The sequence below is a fragment of the Brachybacterium sp. JB7 genome (genome assembly GCF_003335205.1).
Lineage (GTDB): Bacteria > Actinomycetota > Actinomycetes > Actinomycetales > Dermabacteraceae > Brachybacterium > Brachybacterium alimentarium.
Map to the genome: position 1 here is coordinate 62,217 of NZ_QPGN01000008.1, position 22,803 is coordinate 85,019.

Annotated in this window: 24 protein-coding genes and 1 tRNA gene; 15 read left to right on the top strand and 10 right to left on the bottom strand. The window is 65.5% G+C overall.

Going from position 1 to position 22,803, the window contains the following annotated elements; genetic code table 11:
* Positions 1-175: 175 nt before the first annotated feature.
* Both CIK81_RS11225 and CIK81_RS11230 read right to left on the bottom strand, forming a co-directional pair.
* Positions 176-1,867: a DNA methyltransferase gene (locus tag CIK81_RS11225; RefSeq protein WP_147272355.1), complete on the bottom strand. Its 1,692-nt coding sequence runs from the start codon at positions 1,865-1,867 to the stop codon at positions 176-178.
* Between the two features lie 211 nt (positions 1,868-2,078).
* Positions 2,079-2,912, bottom strand: a complete 834-nt coding sequence (locus CIK81_RS11230) for a GntR family transcriptional regulator (RefSeq protein WP_114355713.1) — start codon at positions 2,910-2,912, stop codon at positions 2,079-2,081.
* Positions 2,913-2,979: 67 nt separating this feature from the next.
* On the opposite strand from CIK81_RS11230, the gene CIK81_RS11235 reads away from it, so the two are divergent.
* The 5 genes from CIK81_RS11235 (at position 2,980) to xerC (ending at position 7,219) form a co-directional block, all read left to right on the top strand.
* Positions 2,980-3,399, top strand: a complete 420-nt coding sequence (locus CIK81_RS11235; RefSeq protein ID WP_114355714.1) for a plasmid replication, integration and excision activator — start codon at positions 2,980-2,982, stop codon at positions 3,397-3,399.
* A 107-nt stretch (positions 3,400-3,506) separates the two neighbouring features.
* Positions 3,507-4,946 (top strand): hypothetical protein, encoded by a 1,440-nt coding sequence (locus tag CIK81_RS11240; RefSeq protein WP_114355715.1) that lies wholly within the window; start codon positions 3,507-3,509, stop codon positions 4,944-4,946.
* Complete coding sequence (locus tag CIK81_RS18200; protein WP_158542004.1) at positions 4,943-6,418, top strand: replication initiator; 1,476 nt, start codon at positions 4,943-4,945, stop codon at positions 6,416-6,418. Before CIK81_RS11240 ends, CIK81_RS18200 begins: the two co-directional genes overlap by 4 nt.
* Positions 6,393-6,578: a helix-turn-helix domain-containing protein gene (locus tag CIK81_RS18205; protein ID WP_053917083.1), complete on the top strand. Its 186-nt coding sequence runs from the start codon at positions 6,393-6,395 to the stop codon at positions 6,576-6,578. The genes CIK81_RS18200 and CIK81_RS18205 overlap by 26 nt, the downstream gene beginning before the upstream one ends.
* Positions 6,575-7,219 (top strand): tyrosine recombinase XerC, encoded by a 645-nt coding sequence (xerC, locus tag CIK81_RS11250; protein ID WP_114355716.1) that lies wholly within the window; start codon positions 6,575-6,577, stop codon positions 7,217-7,219. Before CIK81_RS18205 ends, xerC begins: the two co-directional genes overlap by 4 nt.
* On the opposite strand, the gene CIK81_RS11255 is transcribed toward xerC, so the two are convergent.
* A complete protein-coding gene (locus tag CIK81_RS11255; protein WP_114355717.1) occupies positions 7,172-8,173 on the bottom strand; it encodes an IS481 family transposase in 1,002 nt (333 codons plus the stop codon). The genes xerC and CIK81_RS11255 overlap by 48 nt on opposite strands.
* On the opposite strand from CIK81_RS11255, the gene CIK81_RS11260 reads away from it, so the two are divergent.
* The 5 genes from CIK81_RS11260 (at position 8,168) to CIK81_RS11280 (ending at position 11,325) form a co-directional block, all read left to right on the top strand.
* Positions 8,168-8,842 (top strand): site-specific integrase, encoded by a 675-nt coding sequence (locus CIK81_RS11260; protein WP_241964136.1) that lies wholly within the window; start codon positions 8,168-8,170, stop codon positions 8,840-8,842. The two genes, CIK81_RS11255 and CIK81_RS11260, sit on opposite strands and share 6 nt — an antisense overlap.
* 95 nt (positions 8,843-8,937) lie before the next feature.
* Positions 8,938-9,435 (top strand): hypothetical protein, encoded by a 498-nt coding sequence (locus CIK81_RS11265; RefSeq protein WP_114355719.1) that lies wholly within the window; start codon positions 8,938-8,940, stop codon positions 9,433-9,435.
* Positions 9,436-9,453: 18 nt separating this feature from the next.
* Positions 9,454-9,903, top strand: a complete 450-nt coding sequence (locus tag CIK81_RS11270; RefSeq protein WP_114355720.1) for an HD domain-containing protein — start codon at positions 9,454-9,456, stop codon at positions 9,901-9,903.
* A gap of 2 nt (positions 9,904-9,905) precedes the next feature.
* Positions 9,906-10,658, top strand: coding sequence for a hypothetical protein (locus CIK81_RS11275; RefSeq protein WP_114355721.1), 753 nt, complete (start codon positions 9,906-9,908; stop codon positions 10,656-10,658).
* Positions 10,648-11,325 (top strand): metallophosphoesterase family protein, encoded by a 678-nt coding sequence (locus CIK81_RS11280; RefSeq protein ID WP_114355722.1) that lies wholly within the window; start codon positions 10,648-10,650, stop codon positions 11,323-11,325. The genes CIK81_RS11275 and CIK81_RS11280 overlap by 11 nt, the downstream gene beginning before the upstream one ends.
* Positions 11,326-11,386: 61 nt before the next feature.
* On the opposite strand, the gene CIK81_RS11285 is transcribed toward CIK81_RS11280, so the two are convergent.
* The 4 genes from CIK81_RS11285 to CIK81_RS11300 all read right to left on the bottom strand — a co-directional run bounded on the left by CIK81_RS11285 (position 11,387) and on the right by CIK81_RS11300 (position 15,354).
* A complete protein-coding gene (locus CIK81_RS11285) occupies positions 11,387-12,289 on the bottom strand; it encodes an FRG domain-containing protein (RefSeq protein WP_158542006.1) in 903 nt (300 codons plus the stop codon).
* Positions 12,290-12,640: 351 nt separating this feature from the next.
* Positions 12,641-12,713: transfer RNA gene (locus CIK81_RS11290), tRNA-Lys, on the bottom strand.
* Between the two features lie 21 nt (positions 12,714-12,734).
* A complete protein-coding gene (locus tag CIK81_RS11295; protein ID WP_096166594.1) occupies positions 12,735-13,769 on the bottom strand; it encodes an acyltransferase in 1,035 nt (344 codons plus the stop codon).
* A gap of 61 nt (positions 13,770-13,830) precedes the next feature.
* A complete protein-coding gene (locus tag CIK81_RS11300; protein ID WP_096166614.1) occupies positions 13,831-15,354 on the bottom strand; it encodes a sodium:alanine symporter family protein in 1,524 nt (507 codons plus the stop codon).
* A 331-nt stretch (positions 15,355-15,685) separates the two neighbouring features.
* On the opposite strand from CIK81_RS11300, the gene ectA reads away from it, so the two are divergent.
* The 3 genes from ectA (at position 15,686) to CIK81_RS11315 (ending at position 18,101) form a co-directional block, all read left to right on the top strand.
* Entirely contained in the window at positions 15,686-16,243 is a 558-nt protein-coding gene (gene ectA, locus CIK81_RS11305; RefSeq protein ID WP_096166595.1) for a diaminobutyrate acetyltransferase, read from the top strand.
* A gap of 88 nt (positions 16,244-16,331) precedes the next feature.
* Positions 16,332-17,603 (top strand): diaminobutyrate--2-oxoglutarate transaminase, encoded by a 1,272-nt coding sequence (gene ectB, locus CIK81_RS11310; RefSeq protein ID WP_096166596.1) that lies wholly within the window; start codon positions 16,332-16,334, stop codon positions 17,601-17,603.
* A 105-nt stretch (positions 17,604-17,708) separates the two neighbouring features.
* Positions 17,709-18,101 (top strand): ectoine synthase, encoded by a 393-nt coding sequence (locus CIK81_RS11315; RefSeq protein WP_114355724.1) that lies wholly within the window; start codon positions 17,709-17,711, stop codon positions 18,099-18,101.
* Positions 18,102-18,411: 310 nt separating this feature from the next.
* Here CIK81_RS11315 and CIK81_RS11320 read toward each other — a convergent pair whose 3' ends face one another.
* Positions 18,412-18,900: a hypothetical protein gene (locus tag CIK81_RS11320; RefSeq protein ID WP_096166598.1), complete on the bottom strand. Its 489-nt coding sequence runs from the start codon at positions 18,898-18,900 to the stop codon at positions 18,412-18,414.
* A 316-nt stretch (positions 18,901-19,216) separates the two neighbouring features.
* On the opposite strand from CIK81_RS11320, the gene CIK81_RS11325 reads away from it, so the two are divergent.
* Positions 19,217-19,870: a YigZ family protein gene (locus CIK81_RS11325; RefSeq protein WP_096166599.1), complete on the top strand. Its 654-nt coding sequence runs from the start codon at positions 19,217-19,219 to the stop codon at positions 19,868-19,870.
* Positions 19,871-19,961: 91 nt separating this feature from the next.
* Here the strand turns inward: CIK81_RS11325 and CIK81_RS11330 are convergent, their stop codons facing one another.
* A complete protein-coding gene (locus tag CIK81_RS11330; RefSeq protein WP_096166600.1) occupies positions 19,962-20,246 on the bottom strand; it encodes a GlsB/YeaQ/YmgE family stress response membrane protein in 285 nt (94 codons plus the stop codon).
* A 289-nt stretch (positions 20,247-20,535) separates the two neighbouring features.
* Positions 20,536-21,504 carry a class 1b ribonucleoside-diphosphate reductase subunit beta gene (gene nrdF / locus CIK81_RS11335; protein WP_096166601.1) on the bottom strand — a complete coding sequence of 323 codons (969 nt, stop codon included), beginning with the start codon at positions 21,502-21,504 and terminating at the stop codon, positions 20,536-20,538.
* A gap of 372 nt (positions 21,505-21,876) precedes the next feature.
* On the opposite strand from nrdF, the gene CIK81_RS11340 reads away from it, so the two are divergent.
* Positions 21,877-22,765 (top strand): IS5 family transposase gene (locus CIK81_RS11340; protein WP_241963980.1). Its coding sequence is split into 2 segments (ribosomal slippage): positions 21,877-22,239 and positions 22,241-22,765, totalling 888 coding nucleotides; the frame shifts between segments, so codons are not numbered across the junction.
* The last annotated feature ends 38 nt before the right edge of the window (positions 22,766-22,803 follow it).

Here is a 22,803-nt window from a genome sequence, read left to right on the forward strand (position 1 = left end):
CTCCGTCGCATGCGGCGGCGCAGCCGCCCCTTGAAGGAGTAGAGAAAGTTCTCACGGATATGCAGAGCCTGTTCGGAGGCACAGTTAGACCCTCCGCGCTGCACTCGAAGACATGGCGCAGGTACGTAAGAACGATAGGCTAGGAACTGAAAGCTTGAGGGTTACGTCCAGATACCTAGGCATCGAAGTCTATGAGCATCTGCTCCGAAGTCTCGGAAATTGGACGCGCTTCCGTGTATGGGGGCACAATAAGTGGGACGTCAATTCTCTTTCCTGAAAGCAGTTCAGGGACTGTAATCAGTTGGATCTTTGCGTGCGCCGCGCCAGCGGGGTCAAGCCATACCCCCGCACCATTGGCAGCCTCCCGCATCCCTCTCGTCGGGTCCCACATCGTGATAAGGATACCGCCGTCGAACTTTGCATTATTGGCGACGGTGCCCTGGAGGTCGCGGACCATCGCAGGGTTGAGCTGCTTTCCACCTTTAACCGAGACGACTATCTGCCCCGGCTTAGTTTTTCGACCCTTGTAGTATCGAATGATGCCATCCCTGCCTTTATCGCCAACCTGCTTCTGGTTCGGAGTTCCCTTAACGAGACTCACAGCCCACCTCTCAAACTCAAAAGGATCCCTCTCGAACAGCTTCCGTGCGCCAGCAAGATCTTCTGGGATGCCTCGAACGTCGATGGCATCTGCCACGTCGTCACCGTATGCAGTTCGGATCCGATTGATAATTAGATCGACGGCGATGAACGTTATATCGATTCCGATCCAAGATAGACCGAGATTCTGCGCGGCTGCGATTGTTGTACCGCAACCACAGAATGGGTCCATCACGACACCGCCCGGAGGGCACGATGCTCGAAGAATTCTTTCGAGAAGTCCGGTTGGCTTCTGAGTTGGGTACCCCAGGCGCTCGGGACTTGTTGGGCCAAGATAGGCGACATCGGAATCGATCTCGTCCTCGGTCCCGTGCAGGCTACCAGCGGTTCCGGGCTGATACGCCCAGATATCGCCGAGCGCAGTGCCCGCGTCATCTTCGAGGAATCTTACCGGCTCGGGCCAAGCTCGACCCGGAATGAATTCTATCAGCCCGGCCTGATATGCAGCCTCAAGTTGCTCAATTGTTCCTAGATCGCGGAACCCATCCGGCATCTGGTCAGCAATGAATCCTGGCACAGCCCAGTGTCTATTTTTCTTAGAGGGGTCGACTCCACGCCATGGCTTCCCCGACTCACCGCGACTGACATTTGCACCAGTCAGAACGTTTCCGCCAGAGGTGAACTTCAAGCGCCCGTCGGGAAGCTGCCTGTAGCGCGACTTCACGTGGTCTCGAGTGTATGGACTCTTTAGGGGCTTAAAATAGTAGCCAGACTCGCTCTTGGTATAGAAGAGTATTGTGTCGTGAATCGGGCCGTAAGATTTTCGTGGAGCGTGACCGCCGGTGCGCTTCCAGATGATCTCATTGCGAAATGATTTCGGCCCGAAGATCGCGTCCATCATCACTTTGAGATAGTGGGATGCTGTTGGGTCGCAGTGCAGGTATACCGAACCAGTTCTCTTAACCAATCGGTGTATTTCTACAAGGCGAGGGGCCATCATGGTCATGTAGGCCGTAAGCGGCGACTCTTTCGCGAGCGTCCGGACCGCCGAAAGCGCTTCTGCGGCAAGGTCGGGAAGGCCACCCTCACTTACAAGGAAGTCGAAATTGACTGATGTTTCGTGTGTCCATTTCCAGGTGTCATCGAAAGCGTGAATTTGGGCGCTCGCATCACCTGCTGATGCGAATCCGACGTTATAGACCGCATTAGAGTTGAAAGGCGGATCGAGGTAGATGACGTCAATTGACTCAGAGTCCATTTTCTTCATGACCCCGAGGCAGTCTCCAAAGTGAAGCGTATTCTGCACGGTTTCCCACACCCCTCTACATCATTGCCGGACCTCGCCCGAGCTTACCCCGGGCTACCGGCTGTTGTCCCAGCATCGGCACCGCCGAACGGGGCCGGGCGGTACGACCGGAGTCCCCCCGCTACACACTCGACCTCAGGGGCCGAACGAACCGTCACAGCTTCGTAATATGTCATTCCGGAACATCGAAGGTGTAATTCCACTGGAACCGGCTCGCGCGGTGCAGGCCGATCGCGTACTCGATGGGGACGCCACTGCCGTCGTACGTGCGCCGACGCATCTCGACGACCGGTTCGCCGATGCCCATCTCGAGCGACTGAGCCTCGTCGCCGTCGGGCAAGCGCGCGTGCAGCCTCTCGTTGATGCTGTGCGGCTCGTGCCCTAGGTCAGTCAGGACTCGGAATGCTCCTCCGCGCCCTGCCGGCCCCTGCTCCTCACTCATGAGCAGTGTGCCCTTCGCGATGCGGTAGGGGTAGTAGCTCACCAGAGTGTGCGTGACCGTGCCGCGCGCGTCCCGGATCACCCTGGCTCTCCTCACAACGTCTTCCCCTTCGCCGATCTCTAGCCGACGAGCCATCTCCTCAGTGGCGGGCTCGATCGAGATCTCGGTGGACTGCGCTGCCGGCTGCCACCCTCGCTCGTCAAGGTAGAGCGCTCCGTCCTCGTCGCCCGGGGGGCTCTCCCACTGACGTCGCGAGTATCGGTCCATGCCCACCTTGCGCAGTGGGATCTGTGGGAGCACCACCGTGCCCTGACTGCGCCTCGACTGCACGAGCCCCTCGCGCTCGAGCAGCTTCAGCGCAGCAGACACGGTGTTGACGTTGACGTCGAACTCAGTGGCCAGCTCCGACTGGCGGGGCAGCACAGTGCCTTCGGCGTACTGCGCATCGCGCACGCGAGCACGCAGCTCGTCGGCGATCTGCACGAACTTGGCGACCATACGGACCTCACCTAGGGATAACGGAGGCCTTAATCCTATCCCTAGTTGACAGCGGGCGCTCGGCATGCCAGTCTCGGATCAGTAGTTATCACTAGGGATAAGTGCTGTACTTGCTCAACCACTAGGAGTAGACATGGCTGTCCAGACCCGGTTCCCCGTCCAGATGGAGGACGTGTTCCCGCAGGGTGCGTACATGATCGGCGAGGTCATCGCGGCCGATGACTTCGACAAGAAGAGGGCCGGCGAGGTCGACCCTCAGCTGCGAGACAAGATTTCTGGCCAGCGTGTCTGGCAGGTGCGGGTGCTCGATCCCGACCCGGAGAGCCGGAAGGGGCAGGCCGAGGTGACCGTGAAGGTCTCCTCCGACCACCAACCGGTGCCGCCCAAGGGACCGACCACCGGCCCCTTCCGCGCTGTCGCCTTCGAGGGGCTCACCCTCACGCCGTACGTCGACACCAACGGGAACTTCCCCAAGATCGCGTACTCGCTGAGGGCCACGGGCTTCGCCGAGGCCAAGACCTCCTCCCGCACCTCGAGCACCGAGGCGGCGTGATCATGGAGCGGAAGGCGATGCGTCTGCTCAACGTCGCAGCGATCGGGATCCTGCTCTGGCAGGTCATCCCGCTCGGCTGGCAGCTGGCGTTCGGGGGTGCGTGAGCGATGCACACCGCCTCCCTCGCCTTCCGCTTCGGCCTCGCCGAGCGGCGATGGATCATCGCTGGCCTTTGGGGCCACGTGCGATGGTTCCACCGGTTCTGGTTCGTCGTCGTGATGTTCACCTGGCTCGCGGCCGACCTGCTGGGCAGCTGGAAGCCCTTCGCCGTCGTCGGAGCCATCACGCTGTACTTCGCGCTCTGGGCCCGGTTCTACCCCGAGACCTACTACCGAGCCATCTCTCGCCCTCTCTGGCGCCGGGAACTCTGGCTGGATCTGATCGAGACCTGGCCGCTGCTCATGGAGGAGTGCGGGCTCACCTCGGTCGTGATCGACCGGGCGGGAGAGAAGCACCTGCGCGTTCCCTCGATCGCCAGCAAGCACTGGCGTCACAACGAGCTCGTTCTCGCTCCCGGTCTCCTCACCGGACAGACTGTCGAAGACTTTCAGGCGGTCGCTGATCGGCTGCGGACCACTGTGGGCGCGACTCACATCCGGGTGACCGGAGACCTCTCCCCCACGCTCAGCTTCACCTTCGGCGATGCCCTCGCCGAGACCGTGAACCGTGGCCTCCCCGATGCTGGAGAGCCGTGGGATGGCCACTCGGTGTGGATGGGCGTCGACACGACGGACGATGACTGGTGGCTCCGCATCGCGGGTACCCACACCCTCGTCGCCGGCTCCTCCGGCTCCGGCAAGGCATCGCTCGTCTGGGGCGTCACCATCGGCCTCGGTCCCGCCATCGCTCGAGGTGAAGCACAGGTCCACGGGATCGACCTCAAGGGTGGCGTGGAGCTGGGCATGGGCAAGAGCCTGTTCACCCGCTACGCCGTGACACCTGCGGAAGCCGTGGTGGTCCTCGAGGACGCCGTCGAGGCGATGAGCGCTCGCCTCGAACGAATGGCCGGGAACACCCGCCAGCACACCGCGAGTGTCGATGAGCCGCTGGTCGTCGTCCTGATCGACGAGGTCGCCGCGCTCACGTCGTACATCGAGGACCGCGATCTCAAGAACCGCGCCCGCACCGCGATGTCACTGCTCTGCTCCCAGGGCCGCGCCGTCGGCTACACCGTGGTCGCCTGCCTCCAGGATCCCCGGAAGGAGACGATCCCCAACCGCGGACTGTTCACCCAGATGGTCGGGCTTCGGCTGCGGGACCGTGAGGAGACCTCGATGGTCCTCGGCGACGGCGCTATCGCCTCCGGGGCTCTCTGCCACAAGATCCCGCTCGCCTCGCCGGGCATCGGCTATGTGGTTCCCGAGGACGGCTCGGAACCGGTCCGCGTGCGCGCCGCTTTCGTCAATGACGACCTGATCCGGGCTGCGGCCGAGCGGTTCCCTGCCCCGTCGACGGTCCCCGTGGTGCTCCCGGAGCCGACGGAGAAGCCGCGCAGTTCTCGGGCACGCACTCGGACCAAGCCCGACACGGAAGGAACGGCATCGTGAGCGCCAGCGATCTCTACTCCCTCGACGTGGAAGAACCGACCGCCCTCACGCGGATGCTCTCTGACGGCTTCGAGGACTGGTCCAAGCAAGTCACCTCGACGGGATTCTGCTCCCGCCCCGTCCGCCTCTTCGGGCAGGCACGCACCTTCGATCGCCGGTCCGGGCAGCACCTGAGCACATTCGACAGCCGCGAACTGCCCGACAGCGTCCTCTACGTCCGCTGCGGCAATCGCCGTGCCTCCCGTTGCCCTTCGTGCTCCCATGAGTACCAGGGCGACATGTGGCACCTCCTCTCCGCAGGGGTCTCCGGCGGGGACAAGGGGGTCCCGGAGAGCGTCGCCACGCACCCGCTGGTGTTCCTCACGCTGACCGCCCCCTCGTTCGGCGCAGTCCACTCGTCGACTCGCCCGGGCGCGAAGCCTCGGCCGTGCACTGCCAACGCTGCGCCGGGGCTGTGCGAGCACGGTCGCCCTCGCCGCTGCACTGAACGCCACGACGCCGACGACGCCCGGATCGGGCAGCCGCTGTGCCCGGACTGCTACGACTACGAGTGGCAGACCGTCTGGCAGTGGCACTGCCCCGAACTCTGGAGACGCTTCACGATCCGCCTGCGCCGCCTCGTCGCCGCGCACCTCGGGATGAGCGAGAAGGCCTCGAGGGACCTCCTGCGCGTGCAGTTCGCCAAGGTCGGCGAGTATCAGAAGCGCGGCGCGATCCATCTGCACGCGCTCGTGCGCCTCGACGGTGCCCCGTCGGACGACGATCCCTTCCCCTCCCCCGCTGTCGACGTGCCCGCTTCGTGGCTCGCCGAGCGCTGTCTGGAGGCCGCACGCGACATCGAGGTCGATGCTCCTCCGGCCGATGGCTCCGACACCGCCCGGGTGCTCCGCTTCGGTCGCCAGGCCGATGCCCGACCCGTCCAGCGCCACTCCGACGATGGCGGCGACGTCTCCCCCGAGATGGTGTCGGCCTACCTCGCCAAGTACGCCACGAAGGCCGCCGGGGATGTCGCTGTCGACGGCACTCCGAATCGCCACCTGAAGCAGCTCCGAGAGACCTGCCTCGAGCTGTGCGGCCGCGCGCTCCTGCACGGGGGGTTCTCGAGCCCCTACGCACTGCTCGGAAAGTGGTCCGACGCCCTCGGCTTCCGGGGACACTTCGCCAGCAAGTCCCGGCGGTTCTCGACCACCCTCGGCACGCTGCGCGATGCACGGCGCAAGTACCACCGCGACCGCGAGCAGCTCGAGGCTCACGCGGACCCTGCATCGACGGACGATCTCGTCGCTGCCGCCGAGCACATCGTCGTGCTCAACGAATACCGCTTCGTCGGACAGGGGTGGCTCACTCCCGGTGATGCCGAACTCGCCCGCTCCGCCGCTGATGCAGCACGCGAGTGGAAGGAAGCCCGTCGCGCTGCACGCCAACCCCACGAGAAAGGAAAGAACCATGGACAAGCTCTGCTTCACCGCTGAGGAGGTCGCTGATCGGCTCAGCGTCTCGAAGACCAGGGTGTACGACCTGATGCGCTGCGGTGAACTGCCCAGCGTCAAGCTCGGTCGCTCCCGACTGATCAAGGCTGCCGATCTTCTCGCGTACGTCGAGAACCTCGAGCCGGCCCCCGTCGTGGCATGAGCCGCTCGAACGGGGAAGGCACCGTCTACCGTCGCCAGGACGGGCGGTGGACGGGTGCTGCCTACGTCCTCGCCCCTGACGGCACTCGCAAGCGCAAGGCCGTCTACGGGAAGACGCGTAAAGAGGCCTTCGACAAGCTCGCCGCGCTCCAGGAGAAGTCTCGCGCGGGGATCGCCGCCACGCCCGGCCGGCTGACGGTCAGGGAGCTCTTCGAGACCTGGATGCGCGATGTGCAGGAGGCACGGCTCAGTCCCGCGACGTTCCAGACCTACGAGGGGTACATCCGCAATCATCTGGTCCCTCTGCTGGGTGCGAAGCGGCTCGGACAGCTCACAGCGGCGGATGTCCGCGCGTTCCTCACGATCAAGACCCGCGAAGGCAAGGGCGCTGCCACCGTCAAGCAGATGCACGCCATCCTGCGGTCAGCGCTTCAGCATGCGGTGCGCGAGGATCTCGTCCCCCGCAATGTCGCGAAGCTCGTCGTGGTGCCCACGCCTCCGAAGCAGGACGTCGAGCCGCTGACCCCTGAGGAAGCCCGCACCCTTCTCAAGACAGCGCAGGGGACTTCTTGGGAAGCGCTGTGGACGCTGTACCTAGGTGTAGTTGGTCATGACGTTGTCGACGCCGGTGTGGAGGCGTGAGGCCGGGGGTTGGTCGCCGCAGGCGGTGTGGGGGCGATGGTAGTCATAGTGATGGACCCAGACCGCGATGGCCTCTCGCCGTTCGTTCTCGGAGGCGTAGGGGCGGGCGTAGAGACACTCGTCGGCCAGGATCCGCTGGTAGCGCTCGATCTTCCCGTTGTGGCGGGGCGTGTAGATCTTCGTGCGCTGGTGACGGCCGATGAACGCGCGGGTCGAGCGGCGGAATGCCTTCGAGGTGTAGTTCGCGCCGTTGTCGGTGACCAGGCGGGAGATCCTCGTGATGCCGTGGGCAGCGAAGAACACTCGGGCGCGGTGGAAGAAACCGATGCTCGTAGAGGCTTTTTCGTCCTCGAGCGCTTCGGTGTAGGCGAGGCGGGAGAACCCGTCGATGATCGAGTGGAGGTAGGCGTAGCCGACTCTCTGGCCATGCTTCTTCTTGTCCTGGACGGAGCCTCGGCCATGGGCCCACCACCCGCCGCCGTCTCGGAGCTTGCCGACCTTCTTGACGTCCATGTGGACCATGTGGCCGGGATAGCGGGCGATGATCTTCCCTGGTGAGCGGAGGTTTTCACCGTCCGGGGTGATGTCGCGGATCCGGTTCAATCCCAGGCGGTCCAGCCACCGCGTCACGGTCCGCACGCAGCATGCGAAGCCATGCCCGTCGGCGAGCTCGCGAGTGATCCGGCGCGCGGACCATTTCTTCTTCCGCCGCCAGGACTCGATCAACTCGAGCGCCCAGATCGGGAGGCGGGTGGGGCGGTTCGCTGGCGCGCTGGAGTGGTCCTCGAGCCCAGCCTCACCGTGCTCGCGGAAGCGGCCGACCCATTTCGAGAGCGTGGTGCGGGCGATGCGGAACTCGGCTGCGACGTGCGCGATCGGGCGGCCGGAGTCGACGACCTGGGCGACTGCTCGCTGTCTTCCGACGACGGTCAATGGGGCATTACGGTGGTGCATGGAACGGGCCTCCTGCTGCGAGATGGCTGTCTAGACACCACCCATCGTGCAGTCCAGGGGCCCGTTCCTTCATCCCCTACGCGGTGTCCACAACGTCATGACCCGCAACACCTAGGTCTCGGCCTCCGTCGCGGCGAGGCGCTGGGCCTCCGCTGGGGAGACATCGACCTCGAGAACGGCTACCTCAACGTCGTCCAGTCCCTTCAGCGGTCGCGGGGCGAGCTGCGTCTGAAGAGTCCCAAGACCGACACCTCCCGGCGTCGTGTCGTGCTGCCCGGGTTCTGCATCGACGCACTCATCCGGCACCGCGCCTCCGAGCGAGAGAAGTTTGCTTCGCTCGGGCTGCCCATTGACCAGGCGACGCTCGCGTTCACCTCCCAGGCCGGCACCGCGATCGAGCCCCGCAACGTGAACCGCGCCTTCGAGGCGCTGCTGAAGAAGGCCAAGCTGCGCCGGGTCAAACTGCACGACCTTCGCCACACCTGCGCCTCACTGCTGCTCGCGGAAGGCGTCGCCCCTCGCGTGGTGATGGAGCTGCTCGGGCACTCCGCCATCGCAGTCACGATGAACACCTACTCGCACGTGATCCCGGCCCTCCAGGACGAGTCCGCGAAGCGCATGGACGCGCTCTTCGGAGACGAAAATACGAAACTACGAGAGACTGAGTAAACGGAAACCCGAAAGTACGAATCTGCAGGTCGTCTTGCGTTTTTGAGTGCATCCACCTACGTTCTTTGCCAACCGAAATGACGAGGAGAATCTCCATGCGACACCCGCTCGTTCCGTCCCTCGAGGTGCTCGGAGCCATCGCCGTGGGCGACCTGTCCGCGCACTCGTTCTTCGGCAGCAATCCGAAGAGTGAGGACCACGCCGCGCCGCACAGCCCTTCGTACCTGTCGAGTTCGGCCTCCTCGCTAACGGAACAGATCCTGTACGTCGACCGGATGCCGAGACGGCGTCACGCTGACGACTGCCAGATCGAGGTGGGTTACATCGCCGCGTGGCGCTCCCAGAACGGAGCGTCGCAGGGAGTTTTCCTCCGGACGGTCGATGAAGCCCGGGAGTTCGTCCGTCGCGCCCGACGGGGCATTCACACTCGCGGATCATTCATCTTCCGCGCAGCATCGATCACCAAGTTCAATGCTCGCACTGGTACGGACCAGCACTCCCTCGTCGTCGATGCTCAGCTTCACAATGAACGATCCGACGGCGCGCCCGAGTGGCACATCCCCTGGCGCGTCGACCCCGTTACCCGCCTATAGACCCTCAGGAGGTTCGCCTTGGATCCCATCGAAAGCGCCGAAGCCATCGCGCACCGAGCCCATGCCGGACAGACCGACAAGTCTGGCCTGGACTACATCGACCATCCCCGTCGCGTCGCGGAGCGCGCAGCGCTCATCGCTCCGGCCGATCTTCGGACCGAATGCATCGCGGCAGCCTGGCTCCATGACGTCGTCGAAGACACAGACGTGACCCTCGTGGATCTGCGCGAGCAGGGATTCCCCCAGCTCGTCCTCGACGCGGTGGACCGGCTGACGAAGAAGCCCGGCGTCACACGAACCGACTACTTCGCGGCCATCCGCGCCCATGCAGTGGCTCGAGTCGTAAAGACTGCAGACCTCATCGACAACACCGATCCGGAGCGCGCCGCACTACTCGACGGCACGACCAGGAGCCGGCTCGCGGAGAAGTACGCAGAATCCTGGACGCTGCTGCTCGGCGACGCTTGACGATGGTCGACTTCTACCGCGTCTTCCACGACCACCACCCCGACGACAACGGCATCATCGTCGCCGACGACGGCATGTCGGAGCATGCGTACCTGGCGAACACGGGAGTGTGGCACCGGGAGCCGATCGCAGGGCGCATCGTCCTCTTCGGAGACGAGCACTACGACCGCGTTCGCATCGGATCAGAGGAAGTGTACGAACACATCGGTCAGTGTCGACCGATCTGGAACCAGGGCTTCGGAGCGAAGGTGCTCCGCTCACGACGACTCCAGCCCGATGCCGAGAAGCGGACCAGCGCCGAGCTCGGTCTCGATCCTGCCCGGGTCCCTCCCCTCGCCGACGACGCGTGGCGCCGTCTCCCGCTGGTCGATGATGACCCCTCACCGGAGCACGTGTGTGTCGCCGACATCTGGGAGCAGGAGTCCGAGGGCCTCGAATGGTCCGACTGCGGCCATCGCCCGCTCACCGTCGAGCTGCTGATGGCAATCGCCGAAGAGGTCGTCGCAGTGCCAGTGCCCCAGCACCTCAGACACAGCGACGTCGCCGCCATCCTGAAGGAGCTGTGGGGCCTGCGGTCGGTCTGCCACTACTTCCGGATGGCTCTCGAAACGGCCGCGCTTCGAGTCAACGTGACCGTCGACGCCAGCTACGAGCTCCCCGTCGCCCTCGCCATCGCCAAGGACTTCAGCGACCGCTGGGACGGCTGCCCTGACGAGGAACGCGCGAATATGAGGGAAGGTCACGATGAGCACTGACAGCGTCCGGACGTTCTTCACCGCCGACACCCACTTCGGCCACCGTCTGATGGCACTTCAGCGCGGGCATGCCCCTGGCGCGGACACCCGGGACGACGTCACCCTCGAGCAGCTGCGCGCTCATGACGAAAACGTCGTCGCCTCGTGGAACAGCGTGGTGAGCGCTGAGGACGTCGTCTGGCACCTAGGCGACCTCACCCTTAAGCACAGCGCCGAGATCGCGGACACCCTCCGTCGTCTCAACGGGCGCATTCGGCTCGTCCTGGGGAACCACGACCGGGCGCACCCCTACTTCCGCGAACGGGCCATCTCCGCTCCGCAAGAGCTGCTCCGCAACGGGATCGAGTACGTTTGCACTGCAGCACGGGTCACGATCCCCGGAGGCAGCTCAGGCCGGCTCCCGATGATGCTCTCCCACTTCCCCTACAGAACAGCCAGCCAGGACGACCAACGATTCCGCGCGTGGCAACTGGAAGAATCCGACCACTGGCTCCTTCACGGGCACACCCACGCGCGCACGGCGATGAACGCCGATCTCCCTCGACAGGTCCATGTGGGGTGGGACGCCTGGCAGAGGCCGGTGAGCGAGGCCGAGCTACTCAGCCTCATACGAGATAGACCGCATTCTCAATACCCTTTACCGATCCCTGCGCCACAACAATACTGAGCGAGCTGCTGGACATGACACTGTTCCACCATTATCAATCAGCACCTCATCCAGTTTGACCCTAGATCGACGTCACCCCCGGAAACACATCTGACCAGATCGGCGAATATCTTCGCATGCCTTCAACGTCCGGGTAACAAAAGGCGTGATTAACTGGAAGGTCAGGTCGGAGGCTATTCCTCCCGGCCCCATTCTTGCGTAGCTCTCGACGAACTGACGGCTTATTGATATGGATTCTGGCAGTGTAAGAGTGGACTGCGCGCGACGTTCCTCGAAACTTCTGCTCAAGGGGCCTGAAGCTGAATGGGAGCGACATAACGCTGGCAACTTCGTCTTTGAGCATAGGTCTAGTCGCGCCAAGGAGATCATCCTTCACCCACCGGACGACATGAGTCGAAGGGAGCTTCCCCAATAGGAAGACACCCTTCTGCGCCGCCAACCGTGGCGAAACGCTAGGCTTTGGCTTGAAGACCCTTACAGAATCACTTGGCGTAGACTCGATTTTGTATTCCGTATCACCCTCTAGTACTGGGTCATCCTTCTTGACCAGCACCGCAAAGAGCCTACCGTCGATCTCGTCATGAGAATCACTCGCAAAGAAGATTGCCGTAAATGCATCCGGAGTGAAGTCTATGAGTCGCGTCGGCACCCAGTAATGCTGAAGATACGCGAGCCACTCAAGATCAGTTCGAAGATCAGGGGTCGTTTCTGCAGTAATCCAATTCTTCGCGTCAGCAAGGATCGCCTTCTCCTTGTTACTCAAGTCGCGATCAGTCAAATCATCCTTCTGCACGCGGCGAACCAGTGAGGAAGTGATGGGCCAGGTATGATTCGATTGCCCGCGCCAATAAACGTCACAATCCTGCCCTTCCGCCAACTCCTCAATCTTCGCGATGTAATTTGCCAACTCGCTCGTCTTGTAGAGTATCGACTCTGTGCGCTCGTAATGGTCAGTCGCCTTCACTACCACAATCAAACCCTCCCGTAAGATCGCCTGGGGCGATATTGGCGATACACGCAATCGATGATTCGTGAATCTTGTTCGACCGAATCAGTGCCTATTAGGCAAGCCGCGACCCCTCGCCAGCTCCAAGTGAGTTAGCGGAGTCGCAACGATACGGAGCAAGAGTTGGGTCATACCGGTAGCTTCTCAGACGTACAACCGACGTGTAGTCGGAACCGCCCGTTGGCTCCCGCTTCGATGATCGCGTTACCGCCAGACCGTTGCCCGCACAGCCGCGTTGCTGTCAAAGCTGCTGTCAAACCCGGTTCGGAGCCCTTCCCCTAGGGGAAACTTCTCCGGCCTGACCTGCGGTGGGCCCGGAGGGGATCGAACCCTCGACCCGCGGATTAAAAGTCCGATGCTCTGCCGACTGAGCTACAGGCCCGTGCCCGCCGAGCGGGCCAGCTCATCCTACCGGCGCGGGCTCGCTCTCGTGAACGTCGATCCCGCTCCTCGGAGCCGGATCCGGCTCTCCCGCGGAGCGTCGCCGCGCGGGGAGGGCATAGAGAAATCCGGTCATTGGGCGCAGCCGGATCGCGAGCACGCAGATCGCGAGCGTCACCAGGGCGTAGAGCGCGAACGTGGCCCCGCTCGGCGACAGGTCGACGTTGCGGCAGATGAGTTCGATCACGGGCAGGTGCACGAGGTAGGGGACGATCGAGTTCCGGCCCAGCCGCTCGAGCAGGCGGACGGGACCCGCACGCGGGATCCTCTGTGCGGCCCCGACGGCGCCGAGCACCCCGATCAGCACGACGACCTGGGTGAGGACAGGGATCGCCGGCTCCATGTCGATCCGCGCTGCGTAGCCAGCCCATCCCGCGGCGATCAGCAGCGCGGGGACGAGGACAGCGACCGGGACAGCGCCCGCCGCCAGGGTGCGTCGCAGCGCTGCTCCGGCGAAGAAGAACACTGCGTAGAAGAGGAACTTGTCCGGCCGGTTCCCGGCGACGTCGTACTCGACACCGAACTGCGGCGGCAGGGTCCACCCCGCGACGCTCGCGAGCGCGAGCCACCCGGGATGGATCCACCGTGTCAGCAGGCCCACCGCGTAGTACAGGAACAGCACCAGCAGGAACCACGTGTAGGTCCCGTTGACCCACCACAGCGGGTCCCGGCCGAACTCCCAGCCCATGATCGGCAGCATCATCGCCGACCAGATCAGCCACGGCCACAGCAGTGCCCGGGCTTTCCCGGCCAGGAAGCGGCCGGTCGGCTTCTCGAGCGATCGCGCCAGCAGGAGTCCGGAGGCGAACAGCAGCACCGGCATCCGGAACGGCGCTGTCGCCTCGGACAGCACGACCATCGCGTGCGGCGCGGATCCGTCCCAGATCTGCTGCACCAGCCGCAGGTGGTGCGCGATCACCAGCAGGATCGCCCCGCCTCGCAGCAGGTCCATCCAGTGCTGGCGACCCTGGGGCGCACAGGGCGCGACTCGTCTCATCGCCGTCCAGGGTAGGGGCCGGTCGAATCGTCGAAGACCGTCCTCGGGGCCGCTGCGGCGATCATCTGGCCGCCGCCTGATCCTCTCGTCGGGCGTCCTGGTAGTCGCAGACGTCCTCGTCGACCCACACCTCGACGTTCTTGATCTCGGGCAGGTCCGAAGCCAGGAAGATCGGGTCGAGGCCCTGAGCGCGCTGCGCGTTGTAGTGGCGCAGCAGCTTGAACGCGGTCGGCGCGAGGATCGCGATGACCACGAGGTTGATGAGGGCGATGAACACCATGCTCACACCCGCGATCGTCCAGGCGAGGTCCACGGCGATCACCGAGCCGATGAACACCAGGACGGTCACCGCGGCGCCGAAGGCGAGGTGCCAACCGCGCTTGGAGGTGATGAAGTGCATGTTCGCCTCGCCGTAGGAGAAGTTACCCAGCACGGAGGTGAACGCGAGCAGGAACATGATCGCGGCCAGCAGGATCGCCGCCCAGGCGCCGAGGTTGTCGGAGAGCGACTGCTGCACCATCACCAGGCCCTCGCCGCCGACGGAGATGTCCGGGAAGGCGACCAGCACGATGAACGCGGTGATCGAGCAGATCAGGATCGTGTCGAAGTAGACGCCGAGGGTCTGCACGAGGCCCTGCTTGACCGGGTGGCTCACCGAGGCGGTGGCGGCGACGTTGGGGACCGAGCCCATGCCGGCCTCGTTGGAGAGCATGCCGCGCTGCACACCGTTGACGAGAGCGGCGCCGAATCCGCCGCCGATGAACGCCTGCGGGCTGAAGGCCTCGGTGACGATCTGGCTGACCACGCGGGGCAGCTCGCCGATGTTCATGCCCACGATGATGATGCCCACCAGCAGGTAGATCGCGGCCATGATCGGCACCATGTTCTGGGCCACGGTGGCCACGCGGCGCATGCCGCCGAAGACGATCACGCCGGTGAGGAGCGCCAGCAGCACGCCGAGCACGATCGGCAGCCACGGCAGGCCCTCGGGATCGGTGTAGACCGCGACAGCGCCGGTGAAGGCGTCGACGATGGTGTTGGCCTGCAGCGAGGTGAAGGCGAAGGCGAAGCAGAAGATGAACAGCACTGCGAAGAACAGGCCGAACTTGCGGCTGCCGAGGCCTCGGGCGATGTAGAACGCCGGGCCGCCCTTGTAGGTGTCGTCGGCCCGGGTCTTCCAGAGCTGGGCGAGCGTCGATTCGATGAAGCTGGCGGCGCCCGTGAGCAGGCACATCACCCACATCCACAGCACCGCGCCCGGGCCGCCGAGGAAGATCGCCCCGGCCACGCCGGAGATGTTCCCGGTGCCCACGCGCGCTGCGGCGGAGATGGAGAACGCCTGGAACGCGCTGAGGGACTTGGTGCGCTGCGTGCGCCCTTCGCCCTTCGCGCCGTCGTCGACCTCCTCCCGCTGCGCCTTCTGCGCGATCGCGCCGAACATGGCGGGGATCATCCGGAACTGGACGCCTTTGGACCGGATCGTGAAGTAGAGGCCCAGCACGATGACCACGGGCATCCCTGCCCAGGTCCAGAGCCAGCCCTCGGCATTTCCGAGGAACTCGTTGAGCGATTCGAGAGGTGTCATGGGCATGACGGTATCGACAGTGGGACGCCCGCCCCGCGACCGACTCGGCTCCGCGTCGACCCCGGCTCCCCTACGTACCCGCGCACGCGTAGCGATCGTCTCGCCAACCGAACGCGTGACGCACTGCACACCCCACCACTCCGACCACCCGGAAGCACCCCGGCACCACCAGCAAAACCCCAGCTCAGGCTGAATGGAACCGGGTTGTCGGACAATCCGACCGTCGGACCCCCGACGATCACGTTTTCGTTACGACACTCCGAGGCGGACCCCCTGAACCGGGGACCCGGGTCCACATTCGTCGCGACTCTCGATAGCGTTGGGGACCGTTATGGGCCAGCTGACGACACGATCCGACGACCACCCTTCACCTCGAGGTACGACCCGATCCACTGCCGAGAGCTCCGATCTGGAGATCATCACCCCCGTCCACCGGGACGGCGCCCAGATGTGGCGCGTGGCCCGCGACAGCGGGACGCTGGACCTGAACACCTCCTACGCCTACCTCCTGCTCGCACGGGACTTCGCACAGACCTCCCGCATCGCGATGCTGGACGGCGAGGTCGCCGGCTTCGTGGTCGGCTACCTGCGCCCCACCGATCCGGGATGCCTGTTCATCTGGCAGATCGCCGTCGATGAATCAGCGCGCGGCCGCCGCGTCGCCGCCCGGATGCTCGACGACCTGCTCACCGGGCTCCCCGGTGTACGCACCCTCGAGACCACCATCACCGAGGACAACGCCGCGTCCCAGCGGCTGTTCGCCTCCTTCGCCGAGCGCCACGACGCCCAGCACCGCATCGAGCCTCTCTTCGAGGAATCCGACTTCCCCGATACCGGCCACGACGCGGAGCTGCTCCACGTGATCGAAGGCCTCACCCCCGGCTCCTGAGCCGCCACGAACCGCACGACCCGTCGACGCGGGCGCTTCTGCGCGCCCCGACACCCCTGACCACCGACCGCCACCCCGAGGAGACATCATGACGATTGCAGCAGCCAACGCAGCCACCGATCTCGAGTCCGACGTCCGCAGCTATTCGCGCAGCTGGCCCACCACGTTCACGCACGCCAAGGGCTCCACGCTGGTCGACGACGACGGTCGGGAGTACACCGACTTCTTCGCCGGCGCCGGCACCCTGAACTACGGCCACAACCACCCGGAGCTGAAGAAGGTCGTCATCGACCACTTCCTCGAGGACCGCATCGTGCACGGCCTGGACATGTTCACCGACGTGCGTCGCCAGTTCCTCGAGACCTTCAACGAGCTCATCCTCGAGCCCCGCGATCTCGACTACAAGGTCGCCTTCCCCGGCCCGGGCGGCGCCAACGCCGTCGAGGCCGCGCTGAAACTGGCCCGTAAAGTCACCGGCCGCGAGTCGGTCGTGAACTTCACCAACGCCTTCCACGGCATGACCCTCGGCGCGCTGTCCGTCACGGGCAACTCGCTCAAGCGCGGCGGTGCCGGCATCCCGCTGGTCCACGCCACCCCGATGCCGTTCGACGACTACTTCGGCCAGGTCGTCCCGGACTTCATGTACCTCGAGCGCCTGCTCACCGACGGCGGCAGCGGACTGAACAAGCCCGCCGCCGTGATCGTCGAGACGGTCCAGGGCGAGGGCGGCATCAACGCCGCCCGCGCCGAGTGGCTGCGCGGGCTCTCCGAGCTGTGCACCAAGCACGACATCCTGCTGATCATCGACGACATCCAGATGGGCTGCGGCCGCACCGGCGGGTTCTTCAGCTTCGAAGAGGCCGGCATCAAGCCCGACATGATCACCCTGTCGAAGTCCATCAGCGGCTACGGCATGCCCCTCGCCCTCACCCTGCTCAAGCCCGAGCTGGACATCTGGGAGCCCGGCGAGCACAACGGCACCTTCCGCGGCTTCGGCCCCGCCTTCGCCTCCGGCACCAAGGCCTTCGAGCTGTTCTGGAGCGATGACGAGCTGGAGAAGTCCACGATCGCCAAGGGCGCCTACATCGAGGGCCGCTTCAACCAGATCGCCGCCCGCCACGCCGATCAGCACGAGCTGATCGTCAAGGGTCGCGGCCTCGCCCGCGGTCTCCAGCTGCCCACCGGCGAGCTCGCCGGCAAGGTCACCTCGCGCGCCTTCGAGGAGGGCCTGCTGGTGGAGACCTCCGGTCCGTCCGACGAGGTCGTCAAGCTGCTGCCCGCGCTCACGATCCCCGATGACCAGCTCAGCAACGGGCTGGACATCATCGAGAGCGCCGTCGACGAGGCCCTCAGCGCCTGATCCCCCAGTCACGTCGGCCCGTTCCCCTCCCGGGGTGCGGGCCGACGCCCTGAGCGCCTGCTCAGCCGCACGACCACAGACCCTCCACGGAAGGACACCTCCCCCATGCTCATTCGCACTCTCGCAGATGTTGAAGACACCGACGCCGACATCAAGTCGGAGAACTGGCGCTCCAAGCGCATCATCCTGGCGAAGGAGGGCGTGGGCTTCTCCGTCCACGAGACCACGCTGTACGCCGGGACCGAGAGCTACTTCTGGTACGCGAACCACATCGAGGCCGTGTTCATCACCCAGGGCGAGGGCACCATCGAGGACCTGGCCACCGGCGAGATCCACGAGCTCGCCCCCGGCAGCCTCTACCTGCTCAACGACCACGACAAGCACATCGTGCGCCCGCGCACCGAGATCAAGTGCGTGTGCGTGTTCAACCCGCCGGTGACCGGCCGCGAGGTGCACGACGAGAACGGCGTGTACCCGCTGGTGACCGAGGACGCCTGAGTCCTTGCCGAGGCCGCTCCCCGCGGCCCGGTGATGTCGCGCAGAAGGGGCCCGTGCGGAGCTGATCAGCTCCGGGCGGGCCCCTCTCGCGTGCCGAGGGGTCGTGAAGGTGCGCTCAGCGCGCCCGGAATCCACGGCAGCGCGTGCGGTCGACCGCGGCGGCCCCGCGCATCCCACTGGTCACGTCGATACCGCTGACGCCGTGGCTACCGATCAACCCGCCGATCACGGGGTCACCCCGAACTCACCGAGCCCGCGGTGCTCCCCGAGCCGCTCCCCCGGGTCGCGCTCGACCCGGGCACCGGATGGCTCACTCCCGCACCTCCCGCTTCCGCAGCACCAGCAACAGCACACCGAGGCCGAGGAGCACGAGGCCGAGGAACCCACCGCCCAGGCCGAGCAGGATGCCGCCGACGGCGCCGAAGATGCCGACGAGGGAGACGGGCGGACCCACCGCGACTGGGGTGCCCGCGCAGTCCACGCGGTACACGCCGGCTTCGTGCGCGGTGACCGAGTCGAAGGACTGCCACTGCTCGCCGTCCACCGTGGTCGCGCTGGTCTGGATGGTGCCCTCGCCGACGGCTCCCTCGGACGGTCCCGTGATCCGGCAGCTGGGATCCGAGGTACCCGCCTCCTTGTAGAGCTGCAGCACGTCCCCCTCCTCGGCGGCGACGCCGCCGCTGCCGCTGTCGAACACCTCGATGGTCTTGATCCCGCCGGACGTGGTGCTGATGCCGATCACCGCGAGGGTGATGCCGATGGCCAGGGAGAGCACGAGGACGACGCTGCCGATGATCATCAGGATCGTCGGGGCCTTGCCCGTCCCCCGGGGCCGCGGGCCGGGAGCCGGGGCCTGTCCTTGCTGCACACCCGGCCGCGGGTCCTGGTAGGGGCCTGACTGCCCCGACTGCGGGCCCTGCTGCGGGCCGGGTGAAGAGTGCGGAACGGTCACGGGGTCCTCCAGAGCGGATCATGTCGATGCCTCGATACAGCCACAGCCACAGCCACAGCCACAGCCACAGCCACAGCCACAGCCACAGCCACAGCCACAGCCACAGCCACAGCCACAGCCACATTATCGCCCCGGAGCGGCGACCAGCCTTAGACTCCAAACCATGTCCGCTCCCCTCGTCCTCGCTGCCGATGTCGAGACGGAACTGGTCGAGAAGCGGTCACGCTTCCTGACCCGCCTGCATCGGGTGAGCGCGGTCGACGAGGTCGACGCCCTGGTCCGAGCGGCTCGGCGCGAGCATCCCGATGCCCGTCACCACTGCACCGCGCTCGTCATCGGCGAGACGGCCGAGCATGCCGAGGTGAATCGCTCGAGCGATGACGGCGAGCCGTCCGGGACCGCCGGGATGCCGATGCTGCAGTCGCTGCTGCACGCCGGCCTCGTCGACACCCTCGCGATCGTCATCCGCTACTTCGGCGGGGTGAAGCTGGGGGCCGGAGGCCTGGTGCGTGCCTATACCGCCGGCGTCGAGCAGGCGGTCGCGGCGGCGACGGTGCTGCGCCGCACCGAGCTGGTCGTCGCCGAGCTCGAGGTCTCGCTCGCCGAGATCGGCATCGCGGAGAACGCGGTGCGGATCTGGGCCGCTGCCCACGGAGGACAGGTGGAGCCGACGACCTACTCCTCCCGGGCCGCGACCTTGACGGTGCTGGTCGACCCCGAGCAGGTCGAGGACCTCGCTGCGGACACCGCCCGTTGGTCCTCCGGGCGGGTCGCGGTGCACGAAGCCGGCCGCCGGATCGCGGACCGTCCCCTCTGACGGCCACCGGGCGCACGACGACGGCGCCGCCCCGGAGAACCGGGACGACGCCGTGGCGTCACGACCGCGAACGGTCGTGGAGCATGTCAGTTCACACGCGGTTCTTGGTCGCGAGGCCGTAGATGACCATGACGATCAGCGCGCCGACGACGGCGAGCACGATGGTCCCGATGCTCCACGGGTTGCTCATGATGCCGCTGACGCCGGACCCACCGAGGAGTCCGCCGATGAAGCCGCCGACGATCGCGCCGATGACACCGAGCACGATCGTCAGGCCGAGGCCCATGGCCTGCTTGCCGGGCATGAGCGCCCGGGCGATGAGGCCGATGATGCCGCCGATGATGATCCAGGAAATGATTGCGCCGATGAGTCCCATGGTCACAGTCCGTTCTACGAGGGGAAGAGAAAGGATGTTGCACCCGCCATTGTGCTCCAGGAGTTCCCAGATGTCCGGGATGCGATTGTTTATGCAGGTCAGACGTTTGACCGCACGGTTAGACGAGACCTGCAGCACGAACTGAGACGGTCATCGGCGCGATCTGCGGAGCTCCCTTACCCCTCAGTCCCGGACGACGAACGACGGCGCCGGACGATATCGTCCGGCGCCGTCGGCGTCGCGCGGGGAGCGGTCGTGACCGGATCCCGGAGGCATCAGCCCCGTGGACTCAGAAGTCCCAGTCGTCGTCCTCGGTCTCGACGGCCTTGCCCATGACGTAGCTCGACCCGGAGCCCGAGAAGAAGTCGTGGTTCTCGTCGGCGTTCGGCGAGAGCGAGGCGAGGATCGCCGGGTTGACCTCGACCTGGTCCTGCGGGAACAGGCCGTCGTAGCCCAGGTTCATCAGCGCCTTGTTGGCGTTGTAGCGCAGGAAGGTCTTGACCTCCTCGGTCCAGCCCACCGGATCGTAGAGATCCTCGGTGTACTCCTCCTCGTTCTCGTACAGCTCCATGAGCAGCGAGTAGGTGTAGTCCTTGAGCTCTTCCTGGCGCGCCGGGCTGGCCTTCTCCACGGCCTTCTGGAACTTGTAGCCGATGTAGTAGCCGTGCACCGCCTCGTCACGGATGATCAGGCGGATGATGTCCGCCGTATTCGTGAGCTCGCCGCGGCTGGAGTAGTGCATCGGCAGGTAGAAGCCGGAGTAGAACAGGAACGACTCGAGCAGCGTGGAGGCGACCTTGCGCTTCTCCGGATCATCGCCCGTGTAGTAGTCCATGACGATCCTCGCCTTCTTCTGCAGCGGCTCGTTGAACTCGCTCCAGCGGAAGGCCTCGTCGATCTGCTTGGTGTTCGCCAGCGTGGAGAAGATCTGGCTGTAGGACTTCGCGTGCACCGACTCCATGAAGGCGATGTTGGTGTACACGGCCTCCTCATGCTGGGTGATCGCGTCCGGGATGAGCGAGACAGCGCCCACGGTGCCCTGCACCGTGTCCAGCAGGGTGAGCCCGGTGAACACACGCATCACCAGGTTCTGCTCCTGCTCGGTCAGCCGGTTCCACGACTGGACGTCGTTGGACAGCGGGACCTTCTCCGGCAGCCAGAAGTTGCCGGTGAGGCGGTCCCATACCTCCTGGTCCTTCGGATCCGGGATCCGGTTCCAGTTGATCGCCTGGACCGTCGTCTTCAGGTGGTCGTTCACCGCAGCCTCACTGTCGCAAAGAATCGGGGGTATAGCTCCCCGCCAGTCTAGGCAGTGGCGACCCCGGAAGGGCCCACCCCGCTCACCCCGCGCGGGTGTCTCTGGACACCACGTCCGCCCACACTCCCCCGCGTGCCCGCGACCTGCACGGGGGCCGAGGAGCGGTGCTCCTTCGGACCGATTTCGGTGCCCCGCGGCCCACCCCGGCGCGTCGCGGGCGAGTCCCGGCACCCAGAACGGACCCGCACGTCGCTGAGAGCTGTCACGGCGATCCGTGACAGTCACCCGACTTTCGTCGCGCGACAAGCTTCCGGTGCAGCACTAGGGCGTGTCTCCTAAGTTTGTGGGAGTTCGGGGTGTGATGGTGGGTGGATGAGCCGACGAAGCGTGTTGTCCGACGCCCAGTGGGAGACGATCCAGCCTTTGCTCCCCGCTCAGCGCCCCTGGTCGGGAAGGCCGAGGAGGGATCATCGGCAGGTGGTCGAGGGAATCATCTACCGCTACCGGTGCGGGATTGCCTGGCGGGACCTCCCGGCCGACTTCGGGCCCTGGCAGACGGTGTGGAAGCGCCACCGCGCCTGGGCCGCCGACGGCACCTGGGACCAGGTCCTCGACGCGCTCCTGGTCCGTGCCGACGCGGATGGTGAGCTGGACTGGTCGGTCGCGGTCGACTCCACGATCTGCCGCGCTCACCAGCACGGCACGAACCTCGAGCGCACCACGGGGGGCGCTGTGGAACCACAAGAATCTCCGCGTCGAGCCGGCTGATCACGCGCTGGGTCGTTCCCGTGGCGGGCTCTCGACGAAGATTCATCAGCTCGTCGACGGCCACGGCCTGCCGCTGGTGATCCTGTGCGGGCCCGGGCAGGGCGGGGACTCACCGATGCTCGCCCCACTGCTCGATGCCCTCTCCGTCGCCCGCAAGGGACCCGGGCGGCCACGCACGAGACCGAACATGCTGCGCGGCGACAAGGCCTACTCCTCCCGCGCTACCCGCCAGACACTTCGGCGTCGAGGCATCAAGGCAGTCATTCCCGAACCTCGCGACCAGCAGCAACACCGCCGCAACCGCGGGTCACGCGGCGGTCGCCCTGTCGGACTGGACGCCGAGGCCTACCGCGGCCGCAACGTCATCGAGCGTGGCTACAGCGACGTGAAGCAATGGCGCGGCCTGGCCACGCGCTACGACAAACTCGGCCTGACCTACCGCGCCGGAGCCGTCCTCCGCGCGATCATCCAGTGGCTCAACCACCTATTTTAGAGACATGCCCTAGGTTCGGAGGACGACGCGGCGCCCCG

What these genes read in the sequence shown, in the direction of transcription:
- CIK81_RS11225 (WP_147272355.1), bottom strand. Translation starts at nt 1,867, where the DNA reads ATGAAGAAAATGGACTCTGAGTCAATTGACGTCATCTACCTCGATCCG.
- CIK81_RS11230 (WP_114355713.1), bottom strand. Translation starts at nt 2,912, where the DNA reads ATGCCGAGCGCCCGCTGTCAACTAGGGATAGGATTAAGGCCTCCGTTA.
- CIK81_RS11235 (WP_114355714.1), top strand. Translation starts at nt 2,980, where the DNA reads ATGGCTGTCCAGACCCGGTTCCCCGTCCAGATGGAGGACGTGTTCCCG.
- CIK81_RS11240 (WP_114355715.1), top strand. Translation starts at nt 3,507, where the DNA reads ATGCACACCGCCTCCCTCGCCTTCCGCTTCGGCCTCGCCGAGCGGCGA.
- CIK81_RS18205 (WP_053917083.1), top strand. Translation starts at nt 6,393, where the DNA reads ATGGACAAGCTCTGCTTCACCGCTGAGGAGGTCGCTGATCGGCTCAGC.
- xerC (WP_114355716.1), top strand. Translation starts at nt 6,575, where the DNA reads ATGAGCCGCTCGAACGGGGAAGGCACCGTCTACCGTCGCCAGGACGGG.
- CIK81_RS11255 (WP_114355717.1), bottom strand. Translation starts at nt 8,173, where the DNA reads ATGCACCACCGTAATGCCCCATTGACCGTCGTCGGAAGACAGCGAGCA.
- CIK81_RS11265 (WP_114355719.1), top strand. Translation starts at nt 8,938, where the DNA reads ATGCGACACCCGCTCGTTCCGTCCCTCGAGGTGCTCGGAGCCATCGCC.
- CIK81_RS11275 (WP_114355721.1), top strand. Translation starts at nt 9,906, where the DNA reads ATGGTCGACTTCTACCGCGTCTTCCACGACCACCACCCCGACGACAAC.
- CIK81_RS11280 (WP_114355722.1), top strand. Translation starts at nt 10,648, where the DNA reads ATGAGCACTGACAGCGTCCGGACGTTCTTCACCGCCGACACCCACTTC.
- CIK81_RS11295 (WP_096166594.1), bottom strand. Translation starts at nt 13,769, where the DNA reads ATGAGACGAGTCGCGCCCTGTGCGCCCCAGGGTCGCCAGCACTGGATG.
- CIK81_RS11300 (WP_096166614.1), bottom strand. Translation starts at nt 15,354, where the DNA reads ATGACACCTCTCGAATCGCTCAACGAGTTCCTCGGAAATGCCGAGGGC.
- ectA (WP_096166595.1), top strand. Translation starts at nt 15,686, where the DNA reads ATGGGCCAGCTGACGACACGATCCGACGACCACCCTTCACCTCGAGGT.
- ectB (WP_096166596.1), top strand. Translation starts at nt 16,332, where the DNA reads ATGACGATTGCAGCAGCCAACGCAGCCACCGATCTCGAGTCCGACGTC.
- CIK81_RS11315 (WP_114355724.1), top strand. Translation starts at nt 17,709, where the DNA reads ATGCTCATTCGCACTCTCGCAGATGTTGAAGACACCGACGCCGACATC.
- CIK81_RS11320 (WP_096166598.1), bottom strand. Translation starts at nt 18,900, where the DNA reads ATGATCATCGGCAGCGTCGTCCTCGTGCTCTCCCTGGCCATCGGCATC.
- CIK81_RS11325 (WP_096166599.1), top strand. Translation starts at nt 19,217, where the DNA reads ATGTCCGCTCCCCTCGTCCTCGCTGCCGATGTCGAGACGGAACTGGTC.
- CIK81_RS11330 (WP_096166600.1), bottom strand. Translation starts at nt 20,246, where the DNA reads ATGGGACTCATCGGCGCAATCATTTCCTGGATCATCATCGGCGGCATC.